Source organism: Sphingopyxis sp. Root1497 (assembly GCF_001427085.1).
Taxonomy (GTDB): Bacteria; Pseudomonadota; Alphaproteobacteria; order Sphingomonadales; family Sphingomonadaceae; genus Sphingopyxis.
Window position 1 is genome coordinate 326,243 of sequence record NZ_LMGF01000003.1, and the last position, 20,683, is coordinate 346,925.

General features: G+C 66.2%; 23 protein-coding genes and 1 pseudogene. 12 read left to right on the forward strand and 12 right to left on the reverse strand.

The features are described from left to right. The 4 genes and pseudogenes from ASD67_RS23610 to ASD67_RS05080 all read left to right on the forward strand — a co-directional run. Positions 1-668 (forward strand): annotated as a pseudogene (locus ASD67_RS23610) (RluA family pseudouridine synthase); the annotation flags it as partial. Next, positions 668-1,288 carry an FMN-binding negative transcriptional regulator gene (locus tag ASD67_RS05070; RefSeq protein WP_056344291.1) on the forward strand — a complete coding sequence of 207 codons (621 nt, stop codon included), beginning with the start codon at positions 668-670 and terminating at the stop codon, positions 1,286-1,288. The pseudogene ASD67_RS23610 and the gene ASD67_RS05070, both read left to right, overlap by 1 nt. Next, positions 1,285-1,521 carry a hypothetical protein gene (locus ASD67_RS05075; RefSeq protein ID WP_056344294.1) on the forward strand — a complete coding sequence of 79 codons (237 nt, stop codon included), beginning with the start codon at positions 1,285-1,287 and terminating at the stop codon, positions 1,519-1,521. Before ASD67_RS05070 ends, ASD67_RS05075 begins: the two co-directional genes overlap by 4 nt. Then, positions 1,518-2,207, forward strand: coding sequence for an ATP12 family chaperone protein (locus ASD67_RS05080; RefSeq protein ID WP_056344297.1), 690 nt, complete (start codon positions 1,518-1,520; stop codon positions 2,205-2,207). The genes ASD67_RS05075 and ASD67_RS05080 overlap by 4 nt, the downstream gene beginning before the upstream one ends. A gap of 146 nt (positions 2,208-2,353) precedes the next feature. Here the strand turns inward: ASD67_RS05080 and ASD67_RS05085 are convergent, their stop codons facing one another. From ASD67_RS05085 to ASD67_RS23615, 5 genes are all read right to left on the reverse strand, one after another. After that, positions 2,354-3,157 carry a crotonase/enoyl-CoA hydratase family protein gene (locus tag ASD67_RS05085; protein ID WP_056344299.1) on the reverse strand — a complete coding sequence of 268 codons (804 nt, stop codon included), beginning with the start codon at positions 3,155-3,157 and terminating at the stop codon, positions 2,354-2,356. Then, positions 3,154-3,783 (reverse strand): 2-hydroxychromene-2-carboxylate isomerase, encoded by a 630-nt coding sequence (locus tag ASD67_RS05090; protein ID WP_056344301.1) that lies wholly within the window; start codon positions 3,781-3,783, stop codon positions 3,154-3,156. Before ASD67_RS05090 ends, ASD67_RS05085 begins: the two co-directional genes overlap by 4 nt. Positions 3,784-3,803: 20 nt before the next feature. Beyond that, entirely contained in the window at positions 3,804-4,283 is a 480-nt protein-coding gene (locus ASD67_RS05095) for a hypothetical protein (protein WP_056344304.1), read from the reverse strand. Positions 4,284-4,339: 56 nt separating this feature from the next. Further along, positions 4,340-5,863, reverse strand: coding sequence for an acyl-CoA synthetase (locus ASD67_RS05100; RefSeq protein WP_056344307.1), 1,524 nt, complete (start codon positions 5,861-5,863; stop codon positions 4,340-4,342). A 153-nt stretch (positions 5,864-6,016) separates the two neighbouring features. Then, positions 6,017-6,718 carry a winged helix-turn-helix transcriptional regulator gene (locus ASD67_RS23615; protein ID WP_235535574.1) on the reverse strand — a complete coding sequence of 234 codons (702 nt, stop codon included), beginning with the start codon at positions 6,716-6,718 and terminating at the stop codon, positions 6,017-6,019. 112 nt (positions 6,719-6,830) lie between these two features. On the opposite strand from ASD67_RS23615, the gene ASD67_RS05110 reads away from it, so the two are divergent. Continuing rightward, a complete protein-coding gene (locus tag ASD67_RS05110; RefSeq protein ID WP_056344311.1) occupies positions 6,831-8,363 on the forward strand; it encodes a class I adenylate-forming enzyme family protein in 1,533 nt (510 codons plus the stop codon). Between the two features lie 219 nt (positions 8,364-8,582). Here the strand turns inward: ASD67_RS05110 and ASD67_RS05115 are convergent, their stop codons facing one another. From ASD67_RS05115 to ASD67_RS05130, 4 genes are all read right to left on the reverse strand, one after another. Continuing rightward, a complete protein-coding gene (locus tag ASD67_RS05115) occupies positions 8,583-9,008 on the reverse strand; it encodes a DUF5990 family protein (RefSeq protein WP_056344315.1) in 426 nt (141 codons plus the stop codon). Between the two features lies 1 nt (position 9,009). Then, positions 9,010-10,599: a DHA2 family efflux MFS transporter permease subunit gene (locus ASD67_RS05120; protein WP_056344318.1), complete on the reverse strand. Its 1,590-nt coding sequence runs from the start codon at positions 10,597-10,599 to the stop codon at positions 9,010-9,012. A 142-nt stretch (positions 10,600-10,741) separates the two neighbouring features. Continuing rightward, positions 10,742-11,866: an HlyD family secretion protein gene (locus tag ASD67_RS05125; protein WP_056344321.1), complete on the reverse strand. Its 1,125-nt coding sequence runs from the start codon at positions 11,864-11,866 to the stop codon at positions 10,742-10,744. Continuing rightward, the gene (locus ASD67_RS05130; protein WP_056344324.1) at positions 11,866-12,312 is read right to left on the reverse strand and encodes a MarR family winged helix-turn-helix transcriptional regulator; all 447 of its coding nucleotides are present in this window, start codon (positions 12,310-12,312) and stop codon (positions 11,866-11,868) included. Before ASD67_RS05130 ends, ASD67_RS05125 begins: the two co-directional genes overlap by 1 nt. Positions 12,313-12,430: 118 nt before the next feature. Here ASD67_RS05130 and ASD67_RS05135 point away from each other — a divergent pair, with 118 nt between their 5' ends. From ASD67_RS05135 to ASD67_RS05150, 4 genes are all read left to right on the forward strand, one after another. Next, positions 12,431-13,078 carry a 2-hydroxychromene-2-carboxylate isomerase gene (locus tag ASD67_RS05135; protein WP_056344327.1) on the forward strand — a complete coding sequence of 216 codons (648 nt, stop codon included), beginning with the start codon at positions 12,431-12,433 and terminating at the stop codon, positions 13,076-13,078. Continuing rightward, complete coding sequence (locus ASD67_RS05140; protein WP_056344330.1) at positions 13,075-13,512, forward strand: GFA family protein; 438 nt, start codon at positions 13,075-13,077, stop codon at positions 13,510-13,512. Before ASD67_RS05135 ends, ASD67_RS05140 begins: the two co-directional genes overlap by 4 nt. Next, positions 13,509-14,261, forward strand: coding sequence for an alpha/beta fold hydrolase (locus tag ASD67_RS05145; RefSeq protein WP_056344333.1), 753 nt, complete (start codon positions 13,509-13,511; stop codon positions 14,259-14,261). The genes ASD67_RS05140 and ASD67_RS05145 overlap by 4 nt, the downstream gene beginning before the upstream one ends. Positions 14,262-14,337: 76 nt before the next feature. After that, the gene (locus ASD67_RS05150; protein WP_056344336.1) at positions 14,338-16,182 is read left to right on the forward strand and encodes a M2 family metallopeptidase; all 1,845 of its coding nucleotides are present in this window, start codon (positions 14,338-14,340) and stop codon (positions 16,180-16,182) included. A gap of 54 nt (positions 16,183-16,236) precedes the next feature. On the opposite strand, the gene ASD67_RS05155 is transcribed toward ASD67_RS05150, so the two are convergent. Then, positions 16,237-16,563: an ArsR/SmtB family transcription factor gene (locus ASD67_RS05155; protein ID WP_056344338.1), complete on the reverse strand. Its 327-nt coding sequence runs from the start codon at positions 16,561-16,563 to the stop codon at positions 16,237-16,239. 49 nt (positions 16,564-16,612) lie between these two features. On the opposite strand from ASD67_RS05155, the gene ASD67_RS05160 reads away from it, so the two are divergent. Beyond that, complete coding sequence (locus ASD67_RS05160; protein ID WP_056344342.1) at positions 16,613-17,095, forward strand: SRPBCC family protein; 483 nt, start codon at positions 16,613-16,615, stop codon at positions 17,093-17,095. Between the two features lie 139 nt (positions 17,096-17,234). On the opposite strand, the gene ASD67_RS05165 is transcribed toward ASD67_RS05160, so the two are convergent. Continuing rightward, on the reverse strand, positions 17,235-17,672 hold the full coding sequence (locus tag ASD67_RS05165; protein WP_056344344.1) for a winged helix-turn-helix transcriptional regulator: 438 nt from the start codon (positions 17,670-17,672) through the stop codon (positions 17,235-17,237). Between the two features lie 70 nt (positions 17,673-17,742). Between ASD67_RS05165 and ASD67_RS05170 the strand changes: the two genes are divergently transcribed. After that, positions 17,743-18,549: an SDR family NAD(P)-dependent oxidoreductase gene (locus ASD67_RS05170; protein WP_056344346.1), complete on the forward strand. Its 807-nt coding sequence runs from the start codon at positions 17,743-17,745 to the stop codon at positions 18,547-18,549. A gap of 170 nt (positions 18,550-18,719) precedes the next feature. On the opposite strand, the gene ASD67_RS05175 is transcribed toward ASD67_RS05170, so the two are convergent. Then, positions 18,720-19,271, reverse strand: a complete 552-nt coding sequence (locus tag ASD67_RS05175; protein ID WP_056344349.1) for a hypothetical protein — start codon at positions 19,269-19,271, stop codon at positions 18,720-18,722. 188 nt (positions 19,272-19,459) lie between these two features. Here ASD67_RS05175 and ASD67_RS05180 point away from each other — a divergent pair, with 188 nt between their 5' ends. Further along, a complete protein-coding gene (locus ASD67_RS05180) occupies positions 19,460-20,596 on the forward strand; it encodes a beta-ketoacyl-ACP synthase III (RefSeq protein ID WP_056344353.1) in 1,137 nt (378 codons plus the stop codon). The last annotated feature ends 87 nt before the right edge of the window (positions 20,597-20,683 follow it).

The following is a 20,683-nucleotide window of genomic DNA, read 5'->3' on the forward strand; positions in this document are numbered from 1 at the left end:
GGGTTCCTGAAATCCAGCAGGGCGAGATCGACCTGCCGCTCGCCAAGCAGCCCGGATCGGGCGGCGAGAAAATGCATGTCCATGACGACGGCCTGCCATCGAAGACGCGCTACCGCGTCATCGAGCGCGCCGGGAACAGCGCGGCGTGGGTCGAGCTGCAACCGCTGACCGGGCGCACCCACCAGCTGCGCGTCCATATGGCGGCGATCGGCCACCCGATCGTCGGCGACGGCAAATATGGCGGCAAGGGCGCGTTCCTGACCGGGACGATCAGTCGCAAGATGCATCTGCACAGCCGGCGCCTCCGCATCGACCATCCCGACGGCGGCGCGATCGACATAAGCGCCGAGGTGCCCGACCATTTCGCCGCAAGCCTCGACGCGCTGGGCTTCGACACCCTGCTCGGCCAGATCGGCATCGACGCGCAGGAAAAAGGTCCGCCGCCCAAATCGGCGCTGAAGGCGCAGGCCAAGGCGCACAGCAAGCAAATCCGCAAGGCCCGGCGCGGCGAACGGCGCGGGCGCACCGCCGACAGCAAGCCGACCGACTTCGTCGGCAAGCCGAAGCCCAAACCCAAGGCCAAATCGGGCAAGCCGACGACGCCGAAACCCGCCGGCAAGAAACCGACCGCGAAAAAGCACCCGGCGCAGCCCGCCAAGCCGCGCTGATGCATCCCGATCCCGCCTTTCGGCCCAAGGACGACGACCTCGCCGCGCTGCTGGTGCGCGAGATCGGCTTCGCCGCGATTTTCGCAAGCACCCCCGACGGCCCGCGCGTCGCGCACGCGCCGGTGGTGCTGAGCGAAGATACCAGCACGCTGCAATTCCACCTGTCGCGCGGCAACGGGCTGGCCCGGCATCTCGATGGCGCCGCGGCGCTCGCGGTGGTGCAGGGTCCCGACGCCTATGTCAGCGCGAGCTGGTACGCCGCGCCCGACCAGGTCCCGACCTGGAATTATGTCGCGGTCGAGATGGAGGGCAAGTCCCGCAAACTCGACCGCGAGGCGCTGATCCGCCAGCTCGATACGCTGTCGGCGCTCCATGAAGCGCGCATCGGCATCGACCCGCCATGGACGCGCGACAAGATGAGTCCGGCGATTTTCGGCAAGATGGCGGATGCGATCACCGGGTTCGAAATGACCATCACCGCGTGGCGCCCGACGCTCAAGCTATCGCAGAACAAGCCCGCCGACGAACGCACGCGGGTGGCGGGCGCGCTGCAGGCGCAGGGTCATGGCGCGCTCGCCCATTTGATGGACCAGCTCGCTGGTCGAGGAGAAAGACGATGACCGCCGCCGACGAAGCGCTCGCCAAGAAACGCTATTTCGCGATCAACCTGATGCGCATCATCGGCGCGCTGCTCATCATGGCGGGCTTTCTGCTCGTCGCGGGGCGCTGGGACCTGGCGGGACAACCGACCGACCGCTATATCGGCATCGCGGTGGTGCTGATGGGCGCGTTCGATTTTGCGGTTTTCCCGCTGCTGCTCGCGCGCCGCTGGCGGACGCCCAAAGAGCTATGAAGCGTTTCTGGAAAGAGGCCAGCGTCGTCGAGGATGGCGGCGGCTGGGGCATCGCGCTCGACGGGCGCCCGGTGCGGACCCCGCAGCGCGCACCGCTCGCGGTCGCAAACCCCGCGCTTGCCGAGGCGATCGCCGCCGAATGGCAGGCGCAGGGCGAGACCGTCGATCCCGCGGCCATGCCGCTGACCGGCCTCGCCAACGCGGCGATCGATCTGGCGATGCCGGGCCCCGCCGTCTTTGCCGAACCCGTCGCCGCTTATGCCGCGACCGACCTCTTCTGTTATCGCGACGACCGCGACGCCTTGCTGCAGGCTGAGCAGGCGGCGGCATGGAACCCGCTGCTGGCCTGGGCCGAGGCGCGGTACGGGGTCGAGTTCGAGATTACGCGGGGCATTTTGCCGATCGACCAGCCGCCCGCGACGGTGGCGGCGTTGCGCACGGCGGTGCTGGCGCTCGATCCGTGGCGGATGACGGCGCTGACCCCGCTGGTGACGATCGGCGGGTCGCTGGTCGCGGGGCTTGCAATGGTCGAGGGGGCGTTCGATCCCGAGGATTTGTGGTCGGCGGTCAGCCTCGACGAGCATTATCAGGAGCGGCGCTGGGGCGCCGATGCCCTGGCGCAGGCGCAACGCGCGGCGCACAAGCGCGACTGGGACAATGCGGTGCGGTTTTTGGGATTGCTTTGATTTCGATCCTCCCTGTCGCGAAGCGATGGGGAGGTGGCAGCGCGGAGCGCTGACGGAGGGGCCGACGCCATAAACGCCGGTTTGCGGCTGCATTGCCCCTCCACNGGCGGTCCCCCTCCCCATGGCTTCGCCACAGGGAGGATTTTTCAGTCCGCGAAATTCGGCGCCCGCTTTTCCATCCCCGCCATCACCGCCTCGATCTGGTTCGGGGTGCGGATCACCAGCACCTGCTCATCGCTCTCGGCCTGCAAAATCTCGGCGTCGCTTGCGTCGGCGAGCATGTTGCACAGCCGCTTGGCGCCGCGGATCGCGTGCGGATTCTTGTTCGCGATCACCGCCGCGAGGTCCATCGCCTTCGCCAGCGGGTCGTCCGAGACATGCGTCGCGAAACCCAGCAGCTTCGCCTCCGACCCGTTGAATTCGCGGTTGGTATAGATCATCTCGCGCAGCACATCGTCGGCAACCTGGGTGCGCCACAGTGCCATGCCGGCGACATCGGGGACGAGACCCCAGCGCATTTCCATGATCGCGATGCGCGTATCGGGGTGGACGATGCGGATATCGGCGGCGGCCATGATCTGGCTGCCTGCACCGAACGCAACGCCGTGCACCGCCGCGATCACCGGCACCGGCAGCTCGCGCCAGCCCCACGCCGCATATTGGGCGTTATTCGAAACCCCGCGGGTGCGGTCGGACAGCGTGCCGCCCGCGCTGCTCGCGCCCGGGTCGCGGTCGGCGCTGAGGCTCGACAGGTCGAGCCCGGCACAGAAGGCGCGGCCCTCGCCCGACAGCACGACGACGCGGAGGCCCGCGGTGGCCTTCAGCTGGTCGATCGCCTCCGCCAGCGCCGCCCACATCGCGGCGTCGAGCGCGTTCATCTTGTCGGCGCGGATCAGCCGGACGTCGGCGATGCCGTTTTCCAGCATGGTGATCGAAATGCGGTCTTTCATTCAGGCTTCCCCTGGCTTCTTCGCTTGAGCGCCGCTGCGACGAGCGGCAGTTGGTCGTTTCCGAAATACATGTCGTCGCGATCGACGAAGATCGTCGGCGAGCCATAGCCGCCGCGCGCGATCACTTCCTCGGTATTGGTCCGCAGCCGCGCCTTGACCGCATCGCTGCCGGCCGCCGCCGCGAGCGCGACGCCATCCAGCCCCTCGGCATCGGCGACCGCCGTCAGCACCGCGACATCGTCGAGATTTTCCTGCCGGTCGAAATAGCTCGCGAAGGCGGCGCGCGCGAAACGGACGAGCGCGGCCTGATCGTCCTCGAGCGCGCAGCAGAAACGCATCGCCGCGATGCTCTTCGCCGGATGCCATTGCGACGGGAAATTCATCGGCACGCCCGCGAGCCGTGCCCAGTCCTTAAGCACCTTCCAGCTGTGCTGCAGCCGCCGGTTGTCGGCCTGTTCGCGCGCCGCATAGACTGCGGGGTTCACCGCGTTGAACACCCCGCCGACCAGGATCGGACGGTAACGCGCGCTCGCCCCGGCCCGTCCGAGCACGCCCGGCAAATTGTGGAAAGCAAGACAGGTCCAGGGCGAGGACAGGTCAAAGAAGAATTCGACGCGTTCTTTCACCCTGGACCTCCCTGCATGGTTCAGCCGACCTTGAGTTCGATGTCGGGCACGCCCGGACAGGCGATCCGCACCGACTTATAGGCGGGCAGCGCGTTCGGGATGTCGAGGCTGAGGTCTACCTTCGTCACCACCTGCGGCGTCGCGCCGTCGGGCGCGTTCGCGCGCAGCAGCACGATCTGGTTCGGCGGGTTCATCTTGTCGAGCGGACCGGCCTGCAGCGCGGTCGCATAGCCCGCGACCGGCGCATTGGCGGTGCCGCTGATCTTGAGCGTCTTGGTCGCGGCATCGATCGTCGCCGCCAGCTTGACGTCGGCCAGCTTGTTGCAGGCGTTGGGTTTCGCGGGATCGATCGGGATCGCCGCGGGCGCCGCCACGGGGGCGGCGGTTGCCGCGGTCGCGGCCGGGTCGGCTGTCTGGTCGGCCGGCGGCGCGTCCTTCTTGCCGCATCCTGCCAGTCCCACGGCGACTATCATCGCCGCCGTCATCATCGCCTTGTTCATAAGTCAGCCTCCAACATCGGGGCGGCGGCCTGTCGGTCCGCCGCCGACTCGCGCGGTCAGTTTGCCCGCGCCCAATATTGGTCGCGGAGCAGGCGCTTGTATAGCTTGCCGGTGTCGTGGCGCGGCAGCGTTTCCATGAAATCGATGCGGCGCGGGACTTTGACGCCCGACAGCTTTTCGCGGCAATAGGCGATCAAATCGTCGCGCAGCGCGTCGCCGGCGTCGGCCATGTTCGCGGGCTGGACCACCGCGATCACTTCCTCGCCGAAATCGTCGTGCGGGCCGCCCACGACCGCGACGTCGGCGACCGCGGGGTGGGTGACGAGATGATTCTCGATCTCCTGCGGATAGACGTTCACGCCGCCGGTGATGATCATGAAGCTCTTGCGGTCGGTGAGGTAGAGGAAGCCTTCTTCGTCAACCTTGCCCACATCGCCGAGGGTCGACCAGCCCCTCGAGTTGCGGCTCGACGCGGTCTTCTCATTATCCCCATGATATTCGAAGACATTTTCGCTTTCAAAGAAAACGCAGCCTTCCTCGTTCGGGCCAAGCTCGGTTTCATTGTCCTCGCCCATGACATGCACCGCGCCGAGGATCGGGCGACCGACACTGCCCTTGTGGGTCAGCCAGTCGGCGCTGGAGATGAAGGTCATGCCATTGCCCTCCGATCCCGCATAATATTCGAAGAGCACCGGCCCCCACCATTCGATCATCGCCTGCTTGACCGGCACCGGGCACGGCGCCGCGGCGTGGATCGCGACCTTCATCGACGACACGTCGTAGCGCGCGCGGGTCTCGTCGGGCAGCTTGAGCATGCGCACGAAATGGGTCGGCACCCACTGGCTCGAATTGACGCGATATTTTTCGATGAACGACAGCGCCGCCTCGGGATCGAATTTCTTCATCAGCACTACGGTGCCGCCAAGGCGGTGGACGGTCATCGACCAGCGCAGCGGCGCGGCGTGATAGAGCGGCGCCGGCGACAGATAGACGCTGTCGGCGTTCATCTGGAACACCGCCGCGGCGAGCATCACGAGGCTGTTCGTCGCGTCGATCGCCGGATCCTCGGGCAGCGGCACGCGCACCCCCTTGGGCCGCCCGGTGGTCCCCGACGAATAGAGCATGTCGACCCCGGCGCGCTCGTCGGCGACCGGCGTCGCGGGCATCGCGGCGACGGCCTCTTCCCAATTCGCGTAGCCGGGGATGGTGCCGCCCATCGCGAACCGCTCGATTTGCGTCGTCAACTGCTGCGCGGCGCCCGCGAGGCTCGCCGAAACGACGAGCAGCCGCGCGCCCGAATTTTCGAGGATATAGTCGGTCTCGTCCTGCGTCAGCCGCGACGAGATGCAGACATAGCGCAGCCCCGCGCGCTGCGCGCCCCAGGTCAGCCCATAATAGTCGGGCGTGTTGTCGAGCATATAGGCGACGACATCGTCATGCCCCAGGCCATGCGCGCGAAACAGCTGCGCGACGCGATTCGACGCGGCATCGAGCTCGCCATAGCTGATCGTCGCACCGGTTTCGGCGACGATGATCGCGGGCTTGTCGGGGTTGCTGCGCGCGTGGACGGACGGATGCATCGGGGACCTCTCCAGCAGGGATCATTGGTTTCTTTATGTCCGAAGTCAGTAGCAAGCTGAAACTTTTGGTCAAGCGACGGCGGCACGGCAGCGCTACGAAGCGCAGGATCGGTCAAATCGCGGCAGCAAATGGGTCAAATGACCGCCCCGTTTTCAGAACTGGGGATCCTCGGGCCGCGAGCGGAGCGCATAGCCCTGTCCCTTGACGGTGCATAGCATCGGCCAGGCGAAGCCGCGGTCGACCTTGGCGCGCAGCCGCGACATATGCACCTCGACCCGGTTGGTGCCGGGATCGAAATCGATGCGCCATACCGCCCTGAGCAGCGCGACGCGCGACACCGGCCGGTCGGGTGCGCGCGCGAGGTTGGCGAGCAGGTCGAATTCGCGCAGCGGCAGGCGGATCTCGCGTCCCGCGCGCTCGACCCGGCGGTCGATCAGGTCGATCCGCAGTTCGCCCCCGCCGAGTTGTCCCGCGGCCATCCGGCTCCGCCGGATCAGCCCGGCGATTCGCGCGACGACCTCGGCCGGATCGTCGACCCAGCCGACCGCATCGTCGGCGCCGGCGGCGAGCGCGAGCATCCGGTCGGCGCGGCTATCGCGGTCGGACAGGATCAGCAAGGGCCGCCGCGCCGCGATCGCGCGCGCGAGGCCGACGAGACCCGCAGGATCGTGCGACTCGGCAAAGGGATCGACGGCGAGCAGGTCGAAACAGCCATCGCGCCAGACGCGGCCACCGCCGGCGAGCGGCGGCAGGCACATGACGCGAAATCCGCCGGCCTCGAGCGCGCAGGCAAGCCGGTGTGCGCGCGCCGCGATCGCATGGTGGACGCCGATCAGCGGCGGGGGTCCGGTCACGGCGCGACGGTCGCTTTGCTCCAATCGCCCCTCCCCCGCGCGTCACATCATTTCGATCGGTCCCCTTTTCGCTCCGTTGCACCGTGCCACCGCTGTGCTAACGAACCGCTTCATGACCGCACCCGAAATGCTCGCCGGCGACTTCGCCACCCTGCCCGACCTGATCCGCGCCCACGCCGCCGAACGCCCCGATGCGATAGCCGCGGCCGATCCGATTCGGCGCCTGAGCTGGTCCGAACTGGACGCATTGGTCGATCGCATCGCGGCGCGGCTGCAACAGGACGGCTTCGCGAAAGGCGATCGCACCGCGGTCGCCGGGCTGAACAGCGTCGAGCAGATGGCGGCGATCCTCGGCACGCTGCGCGCCGGCGGGGTCGCGGGCCTCATCACCAACAGCGCGACGGGCGAACAGATGGCGGCGATGATCGCCGACACCGGCGCGCGGCACCTGTTCCTCGACAGCGCCGCATCGGCGAGCATGGAAGGGCAAGTCGTCACCGCGAGCGACCGCGTCGCGATCGACGGCAGCGACGTCGGCACCCCGATGGACGCCTGGCTGGCGCTCGCGGGCGCGAAACCGGCGCCGGTCGATATCGGTCCCGACGATGGCTTCAACATCATCTATTCGTCAGGGACGACGGGCACGCCCAAGGGCATCGTCCACAGCCATGCGATGCGCTGGCAGCATATCCAGCGCGGCGCCCCCGCCTATGGCCGCGACGCGGTGACGATCCTATCGACCCCGCTCTATTCGAACACCACGATGGCGAGCTTCCTGCCCACCGTCGGGTCGGGCGGCCAGGTCGTGCTGATGAAGAAATTCGACGCGCGCGGCTTCCTCGAACTCGCGAGCCGCGAGCGCGCGACGAACACCATGCTGGTGCCGGTGCAATATCGCCGCATCATGGCGCTCGAGGATTTCGACAGCTTCGACCTCGACAGCTTCGTGATGAAATACTGCACCTCGGCGCCCTTCGCCGCGACGCTGAAGGCCGATGTGCTGAAGCGCTGGCCCGGCGGCCTCGTCGAAATCTATGGCATGACCGAGGGCGGCGCCTCGTTCATCCTCGAGGCGCATCATTTCCCCGACAAGCTGCACACCGTCGGCCGCCCGGCACCGGGCCATATCGCCAAGGTGATCGACGAGGACGGCAACGAACTGCCGCAGGGTTCGGTCGGCGAAGTCGTCGGGCGCTCGCCGGCGATGATGACCGGGTACAACAACCGCCCCGACGCGACCAAGGCGATGCACTGGCACGATGCCGACGGGAACCTCTTCTATCGCCACGGCGACATCGGGCGGATCGACGAGGACGGCTTCCTGACCCTGATGGACCGCGCCAAGGACATGATCATCTCGGGCGGCTTCAACATCTTCCCGAGCGACCTCGAGGGCATCCTGCTCGCCGACGACCGCGTCGTCGAAGCGGCGGTGGTCGGCATGCCGAGCGAGGAATGGGGCGAGACCCCGGTGGCGTTCGTCGTGCTGAAGGACGGCGCCGACGCCGAGAGCGTGCGCGCCGACTGCAACGCCAAGGTCGGCAAGACCCAGCGGATCAGCGCGATCACCGTGGTCGACGAACTGCCGCGCAGCCCGATCGGCAAGGTGCTGAAGCGCGAACTGCGCGACCGTTACGCCCGGTAACGACCGAGAGTCGCCCTCTCTTGTCTCGTCACCCCGGACTAGATCCGGGGTCCCGCTTGAGGTCGAAGCATGCCGATGCTTTAAAAGAGCGGGATCCCGGATCTAGTCCGGGATGACGATGGGAAATGAGGCGACGTCCGCTTTCCACCCCAAAACCGCCGCTAGCCCCAATGCCCGATATTCGGCATCGGCGGACGAGGGGCGGCCCTCACCCCCTTCTCAAACCAGTCGTCGCCCGGTAACCGCCACCGTCGCGCAGGCGGGCGTGCCGTCCTTGCCGGTTCCGTCCACCGAAATCGCGATGCGCCCGCCATCCTTCGCCGCGGCGTCGAGCATAGCCTGTCCGATGTCGTGGATGTCGATCTTCATCCGGCGGGACCATGGCGAAGACGGGTCCCCGGCCATCTGCCCGATGCGGATATAGACGAAGCGCCGCTGGGGCCCCTCGCGCCGCACTTGATCGCCAAGGAATTTCGGCCCCGGCCCGACGCGGATAGCAAAATCGAAGGCCAGCGGCTCGCCCGCGTCCGACGCTCTGGCATCGAGCGGGCCGCCGTCCCTGCCCTGCAGGCTGTGGAGCACGCCGGGTACCGGCCGGTCGATGACGATCCGCATTGGAACCTCATGCTGGTCCACGCGCGCCATCCTAATGCCCCATATCCGCCATCGACGCCTTTGCCGCCCCCGGCTTCGGCGGGCGGAGCAGCAGCACCAGCGGGATCGACGCCAGCGTCACCCACATCATCAGCCAGAAATCGTCGATATAGGCGACCATCGCCGCCTGCCGGTTGATCTCGGCGTTGATCATCGCCAGCGCGGTGTCGCCCGCGATGCCGAAGCGGTCGGCGGTCGACGGGTCGAGCAGGCTGACCGAGCTGTTGGTGACATGGCTCGCCAGATCCTCGTGGCTGCGCTGAATATTGGCGCCGAGCAGCGTGGTGACGGTCGAGATGCCGACCGACGCGCCGACGCTGCGCAGCAGGTTCAGGATGCTCGACCCGTCGGTGCGATACTGCGGCGGGATCGTCGCGAACGCCATGGTGTTGAGCGGGATGAAGATCAGCCCCATGCCCAGCCCCTGCACGATGCCGCTGATGATCACCGGCTGCATCCCCATTTCCAGCGACCAGTGGCTCATCTGCCACAGCGACAGCGCGGCGATGAGCAAGCCCGAGCCCACCATCCAGCGCGCGTCGATCTTGCCCAGCATCTGCCCCGCGAACCACATGCTGGCGAGGATGCCGACCCCGCGCACGGCGAGCACGACGCCGGTGTCGATCACCGGCCAGCCGAACAGATTCTGCAGCATCGGCGGCAACAGCGCCATCGACGCGAACATCACCACCCCGATCACGATCATAAAACCCATCGCGGTGACGAGGTTGCGGTCGGCGAGCATCTGGCGGTTGAACAGCGGTGCGCGCGCGGTGATCATATGGACGAGGAACATCCACAGGCATGCGACCGCGACGCCGCATTCGATCCAGATTTCGATGCTGTCGAACCAGTCCTGGTGCGCGCCGCGGTCGAGCATCAACTGCAACGACGCGAGCCCCAGCGCGAGCATCGAGAAACCGAACAGGTCGAACTTGCGGTCGGCCTTGCGCGTCGCGGGCAGCAGCGCCCACATCATCGCGATCGTCAGCAGCCCGACCGGCAAATTGACGTAAAAGACCCAGCGCCAATTGGCGCTTTCGGTCAGCCAGCCGCCGAGCAAAGGCCCCAGGATCGGCCCGACCATGATCCCCATGCCCCAGATCGACATCGCGCGCGCCTGTTTGTCGGGCGGGTTGATGTCGAGCATCACCGATTGCGACAGCGGCCCGATGAAGGCGGCGCTGATCCCTTGCAGGAAACGGAAGACCACCATCTGTTCGAGCGACTGCGCGGCGCCGCATGCCATCGAGGTAATGATGAAACCGGTGATCGCGGCGAGGAACAATTCGCGCCGCCCGATGCGGTCGGCGAGCCAGCCGGTGATCGGCATCGCGATCGCCGATGCGAGGATATAACTGGTCAGCACCCAGGTCACCGTCTCGCTCGTCGCGCCCAGCGCCGACTGCATGTGCGGGATCGCGACATTGGCGATGGTGGTATCGAGAATCTGCATGATCGACGCGCCCATGACGGCGACCATCAGCAACCCGCGATAGCGGACGCGCTCGTGCAAGGGCCGATCGTCGGCGGCGGGTAGCGCCGCGGCGGGCGTGCGGCGAGGGAGCGAGCGGGAGGCCATGGCTAGAACAGATCCTCCCTGTGGCGAAGCCATGGGGAGGGGGACCGCGCCCAAAGGGCGTGGTGGAGGGGCCGCGACGGCAGCGCCAANCATCGCTACGCGACAGGGAGGATCGACGATAGGAATGGCCCGGCATTGCCGCCTACTTCCCGGCCACCGCACCATCGCCCGTAAACACCCGCACATCGGCCGACAGCCCGGCGATCATGTCGCGCGACGGCTTTTCGTCGAAGGCGATCTTCACCGGCACGCGCTGGGTCACCTTGACCCAGTTGCCGGTCGCGTTCTGCGCCGGCAGCACCGAAAACTCGCTGCCCGTCCCCGCGCCGATCGTCAGCACATGGCCACGAATCTTCAGCCCCGGATAGGCGTCGAAGCTGATTTCGGCGCGCTGGCCGATGCGCATATTGGCAAGGTCGGTTTCCTTGAAATTGGCCTCGACCCACGGATGGCCGGTATCGACGATCGTCACCGCGGGCAGGCCCTGCACCATCATCTGGCCGATCTGCAGCCGGTCAGCCTGCGCGACGCGGCCGGCGTAAGGCGCCCGCACATCGGTACGACCCAGATTGACCTCGGCCTGCGCGCGCTGGACGCGCGCCGCCTCGACCTGCGGGTTGATCCCGCTCGCGGGGCCGGCGGCGAGCTTGGTGCGCGCCTCGGCGGCGGCGGCTTCGGCCTGCCGCACACGCTCGCGCGCCTGCGCCACCGCGTGGCGCGACGCGTCATAGGCCGCCTTGGTGGTGAAGCCCTTTTCCATCAGCGCCGCCTGGCGGCCGAACGTGACCTCGGCGAATTTCACATCCTCGCGCGCCGCCGCGATGTCGACGGCGGAGGTGTTGGCGCTGGCCGACAGATTGCCGACCTCGACCTGCGCCGCGTCGATCGCTGCGGTCGCCTGCGCGACGTTAAGCCGATAGGGTTCGCCGTCGATGCGGAACAGCAATTGCCCCGCCGTGACATCCTGCCCGTCGCGAACCGCGACCTCGGTGATCCGCCCGCCGACCTCGGCGGCGACCGATACCTTGTCCATCTGGACATAGGCATTGTCGGTCGACACCGATCCGCCGCTGGTCAGCCACCAGCCGGCACCGCCCGCGATCAGCAGCGCCGGCAGGCCGAACATCAGGATGCGGGTGCGCCATTTCGGCGCGTCCCTGGCCTCGGCGGTGGCCGCGGTCACCGGGGGCACGGGGTCGGCCTTCGGCGCGGCTTTCGGCGGCTTGGGATCTTCCGCCGTCGGGCGGTTGGGGGAAAGCTGGTCCATCAGGCGGTCTCTTTTTCTTTTTGGCATTCGCGGCGCGACAAATTGGTCCGGACGCGTTCGACAAGGTCGGTGAGCAGCGCGCGTTCGGCGTCGCTCATGCCCTCGGTGGCTTCGGCAACCACCGCTTTCGCCGTCTGGCGCAAATGGTCGAGCAAGGGCTCGGCTTGGGTGGTCAGGTGGAGCATCCACGCGCGGCGATCGGTCGGGTCGGCGCGCCGCTCGACCAGGCCCGATTCCTCCAGCCGGTCGATCATCCGCGACAGCGTGATCGGCTCGACCTCGATCAGTTCGGCGAGCGGTCCCTGCCGGATGCCGGGATAGCGCGCGAGATAGGTCAGCACGCGCGATTGCAGCGCGGTGATCCCGCTCTCGCGGGTGCGCGCATTGAACGTGCGGCGGAACATCCGCGCGGTGTCGTTCAGCAGGAATCCGATCGTCTCACTCATGGCATGCGATATAATAGCAGTTGCTACTAAATGCAACCGCACGCTGCGCGGCCCCTTCGCCAACATCCGCGATATGCGCGATGATCGACAAATTACACGGCCGCGCTAAGATGCCCCCATGACCCTCACCGCCGATCTCTTCTGGTCCTTCCGGTCGCCCTATTCCTACCTTTGCATCGGCCGCTATCGCGCGCTCGCGGCAAGCCATCATGTCGATATCAACCTGCGCCCGGTCTATCCGCTCGCGATCCGCCAACCCGACTTCTTCGAGCGCAACCACCCGAACTGGCTGAGCTACACGATGCGCGACATGATCCGCGTCGCGCAGTTTCACGGCATCCCCTTCGGCCCGCCGCGCCCCGACCCCATCGTCCAGAATGTCATGACGCGCGAGATTTCGCCCGACCAGCCCCATATCTATCGCCTCACCCGGATCGGCCAGGCCGCGTCGCGCCGCGGCCGCAGCCTCGCCTTCGCGCATGAGGCGGCGCAGCTCATCTGGGGCGGCGCGCAGGACTGGCACCTCGGCGACCATCTCGCCGGCGCCGCGCGCCGCGCGGGGCTCGATCTCGCCGACCTCGATGCCGAAGCGGTGCGCGATGCCGAGGCGCTCGACACCGAAATCGCCGCCAATCAGGTGGCGCTTGAAATCGCGGGCCACTGGGGCGTGCCGACGCTCGTCTTCGACGGTGAGCCCTTCTTCGGGCAGGACCGTATCGAGATGGCGCGCTGGCGGATGGAGCAGAAGGGGCTGCAGCCGCGATGAGCGAGGCCCTGACCGGCGGCTGCCAGTGCGGCGCGGTGCGCTTTTCGACCACACACGCCGACCGCGACGCCTATTGGTGCCATTGCCGCATGTGCCAGCGCGCGCTCGGCAATGTCGCCGCCGCCTTCTGGAACGTCACGAAGGACAGCGTGGCGTGGGCAGGCGAACGCGCGGCCTATATGTCGTCGCCCTTTGGCCGACGCGGTTTTTGCGGCATATGCGGCACGCCGTTGACCTTCGATTATCCCGACAGTCCCAAGATCGACCTGACCGTCGGCGCCCTCGACGATCCGGGTGCGGTGTCGCTCACCAGCCATTTCGGGATCGAAAGCCGCGTCCATGGCTGGACCGCCGGCGAGGGGCTTCCCGAAATGCGCACCGATGACTATGCGCCGCTGCAGCAACGCTGGGCCAAGGTGCAAGACGCGACATGACGATCGAACCGCAGTTTTTCGAAGCGCGCGACGAGGTGCGCCTCGCTTGGCGCGAACTGGGCGAAGGCCGCCCCGTGGTGCTGCTCCACGGCCTGTTTTCAAGCGCCGAGGTCAACTGGATCAAATTCGGCACCGCCGCCCGCATCGCCGCCGAGGGCTTTCGCGTCATCATGCCCGACCTGCGCGTGCACGGGTCGAGCGATGCGCCGCACGACGACTGGCATTATCCACCCGACGTACTGGTGAACGACCTGCAGGATCTGGTCGCGCATCTCCACCTCGACGATTTCGATCTGGGCGGCTTCTCGCTCGGCGCGCGCACCAGTACGCGCGCCGTCGTCGCGGGCATGAAACCCCGTCGGCTGATCCTTGGCGGCATGGGGCTGGCAGGGCTGGCGGGCTGGCAGCGGCGTGGGCAATTCTTCAAGCGCGTGATCGCCGATTTCGAGACGGCAAAGCGCGGCGACGACACCTGGCTTTCGATCCAGTTCATGAAGACGATGAAGGTCGATCGCATCGCCGCGGGCCATCTGCTCGACAGCTTCACCGACACGGCGCCCGAAGCGCTCGCGGCGCTGACGATGCCGGTCCTGCTCGTCTGCGGCGAACAGGACGGGGACAATGGCTCGGCCCCCGAACTGGCCGAGGCGCTGCCCGATGCACGGCTAGTGACCATCCCCGGCACGCATATGTCGAGCGTCACCCAGCCCGAAATGGGCGAAGCGATGGCGGCGTTCCTCGCGGCTTGACCCTGCTGGCGGGCGGGTCCAAGCTGGTGTCATAGCGCCATAGAGCGCAACCACCAGACCCGAGGATACACCCCCCATGAAAGCCATGATTTCGACGCTGTCGCTTGCCCTGTCGCTCGCGCTGGCCGGCCCTGCGCTGGCAGCCGAGAAGAAAGCGGACACGTCCGCGCAGAGCGCCAAGCCCACCGCCGCCGATGCCGATGCCTTCGTCGCGGCGGCCGAAAAGGACCTGTTCGACTATACGGTCGAGAGCAGCCAGGTGAACTGGGTCAACGCGACCTATATCACCGAGGACACCGACGCGATGGCGGCGCGGATCAACGCGGTCGGGACCGAAAAGGCGGTCAAATATGCGCTCGAGGCGGCGAAATTTGCCACCATCCCCGGCCTCAGCCCCGACACCAGGCGCAAACTCGACATCTTGCGGAACGGTCTCGTCCTGCCTGCGCCGACCAAGCCCGGTGCCGCGACCGAGCTCAACCAGATCGCAACCAACCTGCAGTCTCAATATGGCAAGGGGCGCGGCACGCTCGACGGCAAGGAAATTTCGGGATCGGATATCGAGGCCGAGATGGGCAACCTGAACCACACGCCGGCCGAATATGCCGAAATGTGGACGAGCTGGCACGACAATGTCGGCGCACCGATGGGCAAGGATTATGCCCGCATGGTCGCGATCGCCAATGCGGGGTCGAAGGAACTTGGCTTTGCCGACACCGGCGCGATGTGGCGTTCGGGCTACGACATGCCGCCCGAGGAATTCGCCAAGACCACCGAGCGGCTGTGGCAGGAAGTGAAGCCGCTCTACATGGCGCTGCACACCTATGTCCGCTGGAAACTCAACGAGAAATATGGCGATGCGGTGCAGCCCAAGACCGGCCCGATCCGTGCCGACCTGCTCGGCAATATGTGGGCGCAGGAATGGGGCAATATCTATCCGCTCGTCGCGCCCCAAGGTGCGGGCGACCTAGGCTACGACATCGGCGACCTGCTCACCGCGCAGGGCAAGGGCCCGCTCGACATGGTCAAGGCGGGTGAGAATTTCTATTCCTCGCTCGGCATGGCGCCGCTGCCCGAAACCTTCTGGAAGCGCAGCCAGTTCACCAAGCCCGCCGACCGCGAAGTGATCTGCCACGCCTCGGCGTGGGATATCGACAACAAGGACGATATCCGCATCAAGATGTGCATCAAGGTGAATGCCGACGACTTCGTCACCATCCACCACGAACTCGGCCACAATTATTACCAGCGCGCTTACAAGAACCAGCCGACGCTCTACCTCAACGGCGCCAACGACGGCTTCCATGAGGCGATCGGCGATTTCGTCGCGCTGTCGATCACGCCGCAATATCTGGTCGACATCGGCCTGCTCGACAAAGCGAAGGTGCCGAGCGCCGACAAGGATATCGGGCTGCTGCTGCGGCAGGCGATGGACAAGGTCGCCTTCCTGCCCTTCGGCCTGCTCGTCGATCGCTGGCGCTGGGGGGTGTTCGACGGCACGATCAAGCCCGCCGATTACAACAAGTCGTGGACCCAGTTGCGGACCCAGTATCAGGGTATCGTCCCGCCGAGCGAGCGGCCGGCCGATGGCTTCGACGCGGGCGCCAAATATCATATCCCGGGGAACACCCCCTACACGCGTTACTTCCTCGCGCGCATCCTGCAGTTCCAGTTCTACAAGGCGGCATGCGATCAGGCGGGCTGGCAGGGCCCGCTCCACCGCTGTTCCTTCTATGGCAACAAGGAGGTTGGCGCGAAGCTGAACGCGATGCTCGAGATGGGCGCGTCGAAGCCCTGGCCTGACGCATTGGAAGCCTTCACCGGCGGGCGTGAGATGTCGGGCAAGGCGATGGCCGAATATTTCGCGCCGCTGAAAGCCTGGCTCGACGAGCAGAACAAGGGCAAGCCGACCGGCTGGTGACCGGTTCGACGTAACGAAACGAGGATGGCCGGAGAGGTGATTCCCCGGCCATTTTCATTGGGCTTCGACGCTTTGCTTGAAGCGCGCGAGCCGCGCGGTCGCGGCGGCGGCGTGCGGGCCGATCCAGCGGTCGTGGATGTCCTGGATCGGCATCGCGTTGAGATGGTTCCAGCGGGTGCGCCCGCGGCGCTCGGCGATGACGAGACCGGCTTCTTCGAGAACCTTGAGGTGCTGCATCACGGTGCAGCGGTCGATTTGCTCGAACATCGCGCATATCGCGCCGGTCGTCAGCGGCTGGTCGCGGAGGGTGTCGAGCATCTGGCGGCGAATGTGCGACGATAAAGCCTTGAAAATCTTGTCATATTCTTCGTGGATTGACATGTTATAAATTTATAACATATTGTGAAGATAAGCAAGCGGAGAATCGACCATGGAGCTGAAGTTTCGAGTCGCGGCGCGGATCGCGAAGCCGGTGCATGAGGTGTTCGAGGCGGTCGCCGACCCGGCGACACTGTCGCACTATTTCACGACCGGCGGCGCCAAGGGCCGGCTGGAGACCGGCGCGACGGTCGAATGGGACTTCCACGACTTTCCCGGCGCCTTCCCGGTCTGGGTGATCGAGGTAGTGCCCGACGAGAAGATCGTGCTCGAATGGCAGGCGAACGAAGGCGAGGCGCCTAACGTGGAGGGCGGCGAACTCAAGGATGCCGATTACCGCACGCGCGTGACGATGAGCTTCAAGGGGCTCGACGACGGCCGCACGCTCGTCGAGATCGCCGAGGAAGGCTGGCGCGAGAACCAAGGGGCGCTCAGCGCATCCTATGGCAATTGCCAGGGCTGGTCGCAGATGCTGTGCGCGCTCAAAGTCTGGATCGAACATGGGATCAATTTGCGCGAGGGGATGTATATCTGAACGATCCTCCCTGTGGCGAAGCCATGGGGAGGTGGTAGCGCGAAGCGCTGACGGAGGGGCTATAGCGCGACGTCGCTGCCCCTCCACCACGCTCTTCGGGCGCGGTCCCCCTCCCCACGGCTTCGCCGCAGGGAGGATCCTAGTCCGGATATTCCAGTCTTAGCGCGCGCGTCCCGAGCGGCGCGCCGGTATTCGCGTCGATCACCACCGGACGGATCGGTTCGCCGGTTTCGACGTCGATCTGGCGGGTCAGCGCGCCGCCGCCATTATGCTTGCCCCCCCAGGCGCCAATCGCGGCGAGGATGGGCAGGAAGTCGCGGCCCTTTTCGGTGAGCAGATATTCGTCGCGCGGCGGGCGCTGACTGTAGCGGCGCTTTTCGAGCAATCCCGCTTCGGCGAGCGCGGTGAGACGCCTCGCGAGGATATTCGGCGCGATGCCGAGGCTGGTGCGCATCTGGTCGTAGCGGGTGAAACCGCGCTGCACGTCGCGCAACACCAGCATCGACCAGCGATCGCCTATCAGCGTCAGCCCGCGGTCGATCGGGCAGGTCCCGAATTTTTTTTCGTCGTCGGTCATTGAATGGATATGGAGAAGTTACTATCATTTTGCAAGTGACCCGTTTGGGGCCAGCAAAAGGAGACAGACGATGACCGACAAAATCCAGGGAACCGCCCTCATCACGGGCGCTTCGACTGGCCTTGGGGCCGTATATGCCGACCGCCTCGCCAAGCGCGGCCACGACCTGATCCTCGTCGCGCGTAACGGCGCGCAGCTGGAGGAGCGCGCGACGAAGCTGCGCGCCGACTACGGCGTCGCGGTCGACGTGATCGCCGCCGACCTGACCAAAAGCGACGATGTGACGCGGATCGAGCAGCGGCTGATCGACGATACGGGCATCGCGCTGTTCGTGAACAATGCCGGCATGTCGCTGAACGGCGGAACGCTGGAAAACGGCACGAGCGAGATCCAGAAGATCATCGCGCTGAATATCACTGCCGCGGCGCGGCTGGCGATCGCGGCGGGCAAGGCGTTCGCCGCGCGCGGCACGGGCAAGATCGTCAACATCGCCTCGGTCCTCGCGCTGGCGCCCGAGACGTTCGAAGGCGTCTACAGCGGATCGAAGGCGTTCCTGCTCAACCTCAGCGTGTCGCTCGCGAACAGCGTCCGCGAACGCGGGGTGCTGGTGCAGGCGGTGCTGCCGGGCGCGACGCGCACCGAAATCTGGGAACGGTCGGGCAAGGATATCGACGCGTTTCCGTCCGAGATGGTGATGGACGCCGGCGACCTGGTCGATGCGGCGCTGACCGGGCTCGATCGCGGCGAGGAAGTCACGATCCCGCCGCTCGCCGACGCGGGTCAGTGGGATGCCTATCAGGCGGCGCGGCTGGCGATGGGACCGGGGCTGTCGCGCCGCGAGGTGGCGGGGCGGTATCGGACCACGCAAGCAGCTTGACCACGAGCGGCGGGAAAGGGTCGGTTACGGACAAACCGCCCTTCAAATCCCGCTCGTGTCGAGCGAAGTCGAGACACCCATCGGTAGCGCAACGCCTTCAGGGTGTCTCGACTTCGCTCGACACGAACGGAAAAAAGGGTCCGCTTCCCACGCCGAAGCGGGCCGCGCTCTCAATTCGCCGGTCTGGTCTCGTCGATCTTTTCGACCCATTCGGGGTAGAAGCTCGGCTCGCGCGCGGACCAGCCGGGGGCGGTGGCCGCCGCTTCGCTGATCGACTGGAGCAGGATCTTGCGCTTGTCGGGGTGGAGGTGCGGCAGCGACGCCGCCGCGCAAAAGGCACCCGGCAGCCACGGCCGCGCATGCGCGCCGAGCAGTCGTTCATAGAGAAAGCGGTAGGACGCAAAGCCCGGCAGGCGGTCCTGCCCGAGATCGAAGGCCGACACCGCGACGAGCGGCGCCATGAAATGTTCGAGCGCGTCGAGGCCGCTGTCATCGGGAATATGCGCGCGAATTTCGTTGATCCGCTGATAGACGCGCGCCTGGACGCGGATCGCGGTCTCCTCGACCATGTCGCGCGACCAGCGGCTGATCGCATCGTCGCGCTCGAGCCCGATATCGAGCGAGCGGCGGATGTAGCGCTGCGTCGCCGCAGGGAAGCCCGCAAATTCCTTGATTTCCGCAAAGGACAGCTCGCCGGCTGCTGGTCCAGAACGCGTCGCCATGGTCATGCTCCCGCACGGCGCCCGGGGAGCCATCCCCCCGGAGGCCTGCAATTAGGCAGTCTGCCACCAAAATGGTTAGCGGCCGGTTAACCATGACGTTGGCGATTGTTCATCCGACTTGGGGGCGTTGCGCGATGCCGCGACGGAGCCTAATCAGCGTGTCTTGAAACTGACACACGAGAGCCATCATGTCGCACGCACCGCAGCCGGTACTTTCCTCGACCGGCCTTTTCACCCCCGCCGAAGCCATCTCCAACGAAGAACTTGTCGCCAGTTTTAACCAGTATGTTGCACTGCACAATAGGGAAAATGCACAGGCCATCGCAAAGGGCGATGTGGCGGAACTGACCGAATCGAGCGTCGAGTTCATCGAGAAAGCGAGCGGTATCGGGTCGCGCTTCGTCGTCGACAAGGCCGGCATCCTCGACCCCGCACATATGGCGCCGCGCCTCGACGACCGCGGCAATGACGAGATTTCGCTGCTCGCCGAAATCGGCGTCGCGGCGGCGAAAGACGCGCTGATGCGCGCCGGACGCGACGCGGGGGACGTCGATGCGGTGCTGTGCGCGGCGTCGAACATGCAGCGCCCCTATCCGGCGATGGCGGTCGAGATCCAGGACGCGCTCGGCATCGACGGCTTTGGCTTCGACATGAATGTCGCTTGCTCGTCGGCGACCTTCGGCATCCAGACCGCCGCCGACTATATCCGCGCCGGCCATGCGAAGAGCGTGCTCGTCGTGAACCCCGAAATCTGTTCGGGGCATTTGAACTGGCGCGACCGCGACAGCCATTTCATCTTCGGCGACGTCGCGACCGCGATTCTCGTCGAGGACAAGGACATCGCGCCCGCGGGCCATTGGGACATCCTCGGCACCAAGCTCAAAACGCAATTCTCGAACAACATCCGCAACAATTTCGGCTTTCTCAATCGCGGCCATGGCGGCATCGATCAGGACGGCCCGAAGAGCGACAAGCTGTTCGTCCAGGAAGGCCGCAAGGTGTTCAAGGAGGTCGTGCCCTGGGTCGCGAACCTGATCGTCGAGCATATGGAACTGCTGGGCCTTGAGGGCGCCGACATGCGCCGGCTGTGGCTGCACCAGGCGAACACCAACATGAACCGACTGATCGCGCAGCGCGTGCTGGGGCATGAGGCGAGCGCGGACGAGAGCCCGACGGTGCTCGACACCTATGGCAACACGTCGAGCGCGGGGTCAATCATCGCCTTTCACCTGAACCATGAGGATATGGCGGCGGGAGATACCGGGCTAATCTGCTCGTTCGGCGCGGGGTATAGCGCAGGGACGGTATTCGTTCGGAAGACATAGTCGTCGCCCCTGCGAAGGCAGGGGCCGCTATCGACCTTGCGCTACATCGCCAACGGCCGCGACAAGAGGCACGTGACTCTAGTCGCC

Bases quoted from the DNA above. Each gene is read 5' to 3' on its own strand.
- ASD67_RS05070 (WP_056344291.1), top strand. From the start codon at position 668: ATGCATCCCGATCCCGCCTTTCGGCCCAAGGACGACGACCTCGCCGCG.
- ASD67_RS05075 (WP_056344294.1), top strand. From the start codon at position 1,285: ATGACCGCCGCCGACGAAGCGCTCGCCAAGAAACGCTATTTCGCGATC.
- ASD67_RS05080 (WP_056344297.1), top strand. From the start codon at position 1,518: ATGAAGCGTTTCTGGAAAGAGGCCAGCGTCGTCGAGGATGGCGGCGGC.
- ASD67_RS05085 (WP_056344299.1), bottom strand. From the start codon at position 3,157: ATGAAAGACCGCATTTCGATCACCATGCTGGAAAACGGCATCGCCGAC.
- ASD67_RS05095 (WP_056344304.1), bottom strand. From the start codon at position 4,283: ATGAACAAGGCGATGATGACGGCGGCGATGATAGTCGCCGTGGGACTG.
- ASD67_RS05100 (WP_056344307.1), bottom strand. From the start codon at position 5,863: ATGCATCCGTCCGTCCACGCGCGCAGCAACCCCGACAAGCCCGCGATC.
- ASD67_RS05110 (WP_056344311.1), top strand. From the start codon at position 6,831: ATGACCGCACCCGAAATGCTCGCCGGCGACTTCGCCACCCTGCCCGAC.
- ASD67_RS05115 (WP_056344315.1), bottom strand. From the start codon at position 9,008: ATGGCGCGCGTGGACCAGCATGAGGTTCCAATGCGGATCGTCATCGAC.
- ASD67_RS05120 (WP_056344318.1), bottom strand. From the start codon at position 10,599: ATGGCCTCCCGCTCGCTCCCTCGCCGCACGCCCGCCGCGGCGCTACCC.
- ASD67_RS05125 (WP_056344321.1), bottom strand. From the start codon at position 11,866: ATGGACCAGCTTTCCCCCAACCGCCCGACGGCGGAAGATCCCAAGCCG.
- ASD67_RS05130 (WP_056344324.1), bottom strand. From the start codon at position 12,312: ATGAGTGAGACGATCGGATTCCTGCTGAACGACACCGCGCGGATGTTC.
- ASD67_RS05135 (WP_056344327.1), top strand. From the start codon at position 12,431: ATGACCCTCACCGCCGATCTCTTCTGGTCCTTCCGGTCGCCCTATTCC.
- ASD67_RS05140 (WP_056344330.1), top strand. From the start codon at position 13,075: ATGAGCGAGGCCCTGACCGGCGGCTGCCAGTGCGGCGCGGTGCGCTTT.
- ASD67_RS05145 (WP_056344333.1), top strand. From the start codon at position 13,509: ATGACGATCGAACCGCAGTTTTTCGAAGCGCGCGACGAGGTGCGCCTC.
- ASD67_RS05150 (WP_056344336.1), top strand. From the start codon at position 14,338: ATGAAAGCCATGATTTCGACGCTGTCGCTTGCCCTGTCGCTCGCGCTG.
- ASD67_RS05155 (WP_056344338.1), bottom strand. From the start codon at position 16,563: ATGTCAATCCACGAAGAATATGACAAGATTTTCAAGGCTTTATCGTCG.
- ASD67_RS05160 (WP_056344342.1), top strand. From the start codon at position 16,613: ATGGAGCTGAAGTTTCGAGTCGCGGCGCGGATCGCGAAGCCGGTGCAT.
- ASD67_RS05165 (WP_056344344.1), bottom strand. From the start codon at position 17,672: ATGACCGACGACGAAAAAAAATTCGGGACCTGCCCGATCGACCGCGGG.
- ASD67_RS05170 (WP_056344346.1), top strand. From the start codon at position 17,743: ATGACCGACAAAATCCAGGGAACCGCCCTCATCACGGGCGCTTCGACT.
- ASD67_RS05175 (WP_056344349.1), bottom strand. From the start codon at position 19,271: ATGGCGACGCGTTCTGGACCAGCAGCCGGCGAGCTGTCCTTTGCGGAA.
- ASD67_RS05180 (WP_056344353.1), top strand. From the start codon at position 19,460: ATGTCGCACGCACCGCAGCCGGTACTTTCCTCGACCGGCCTTTTCACC.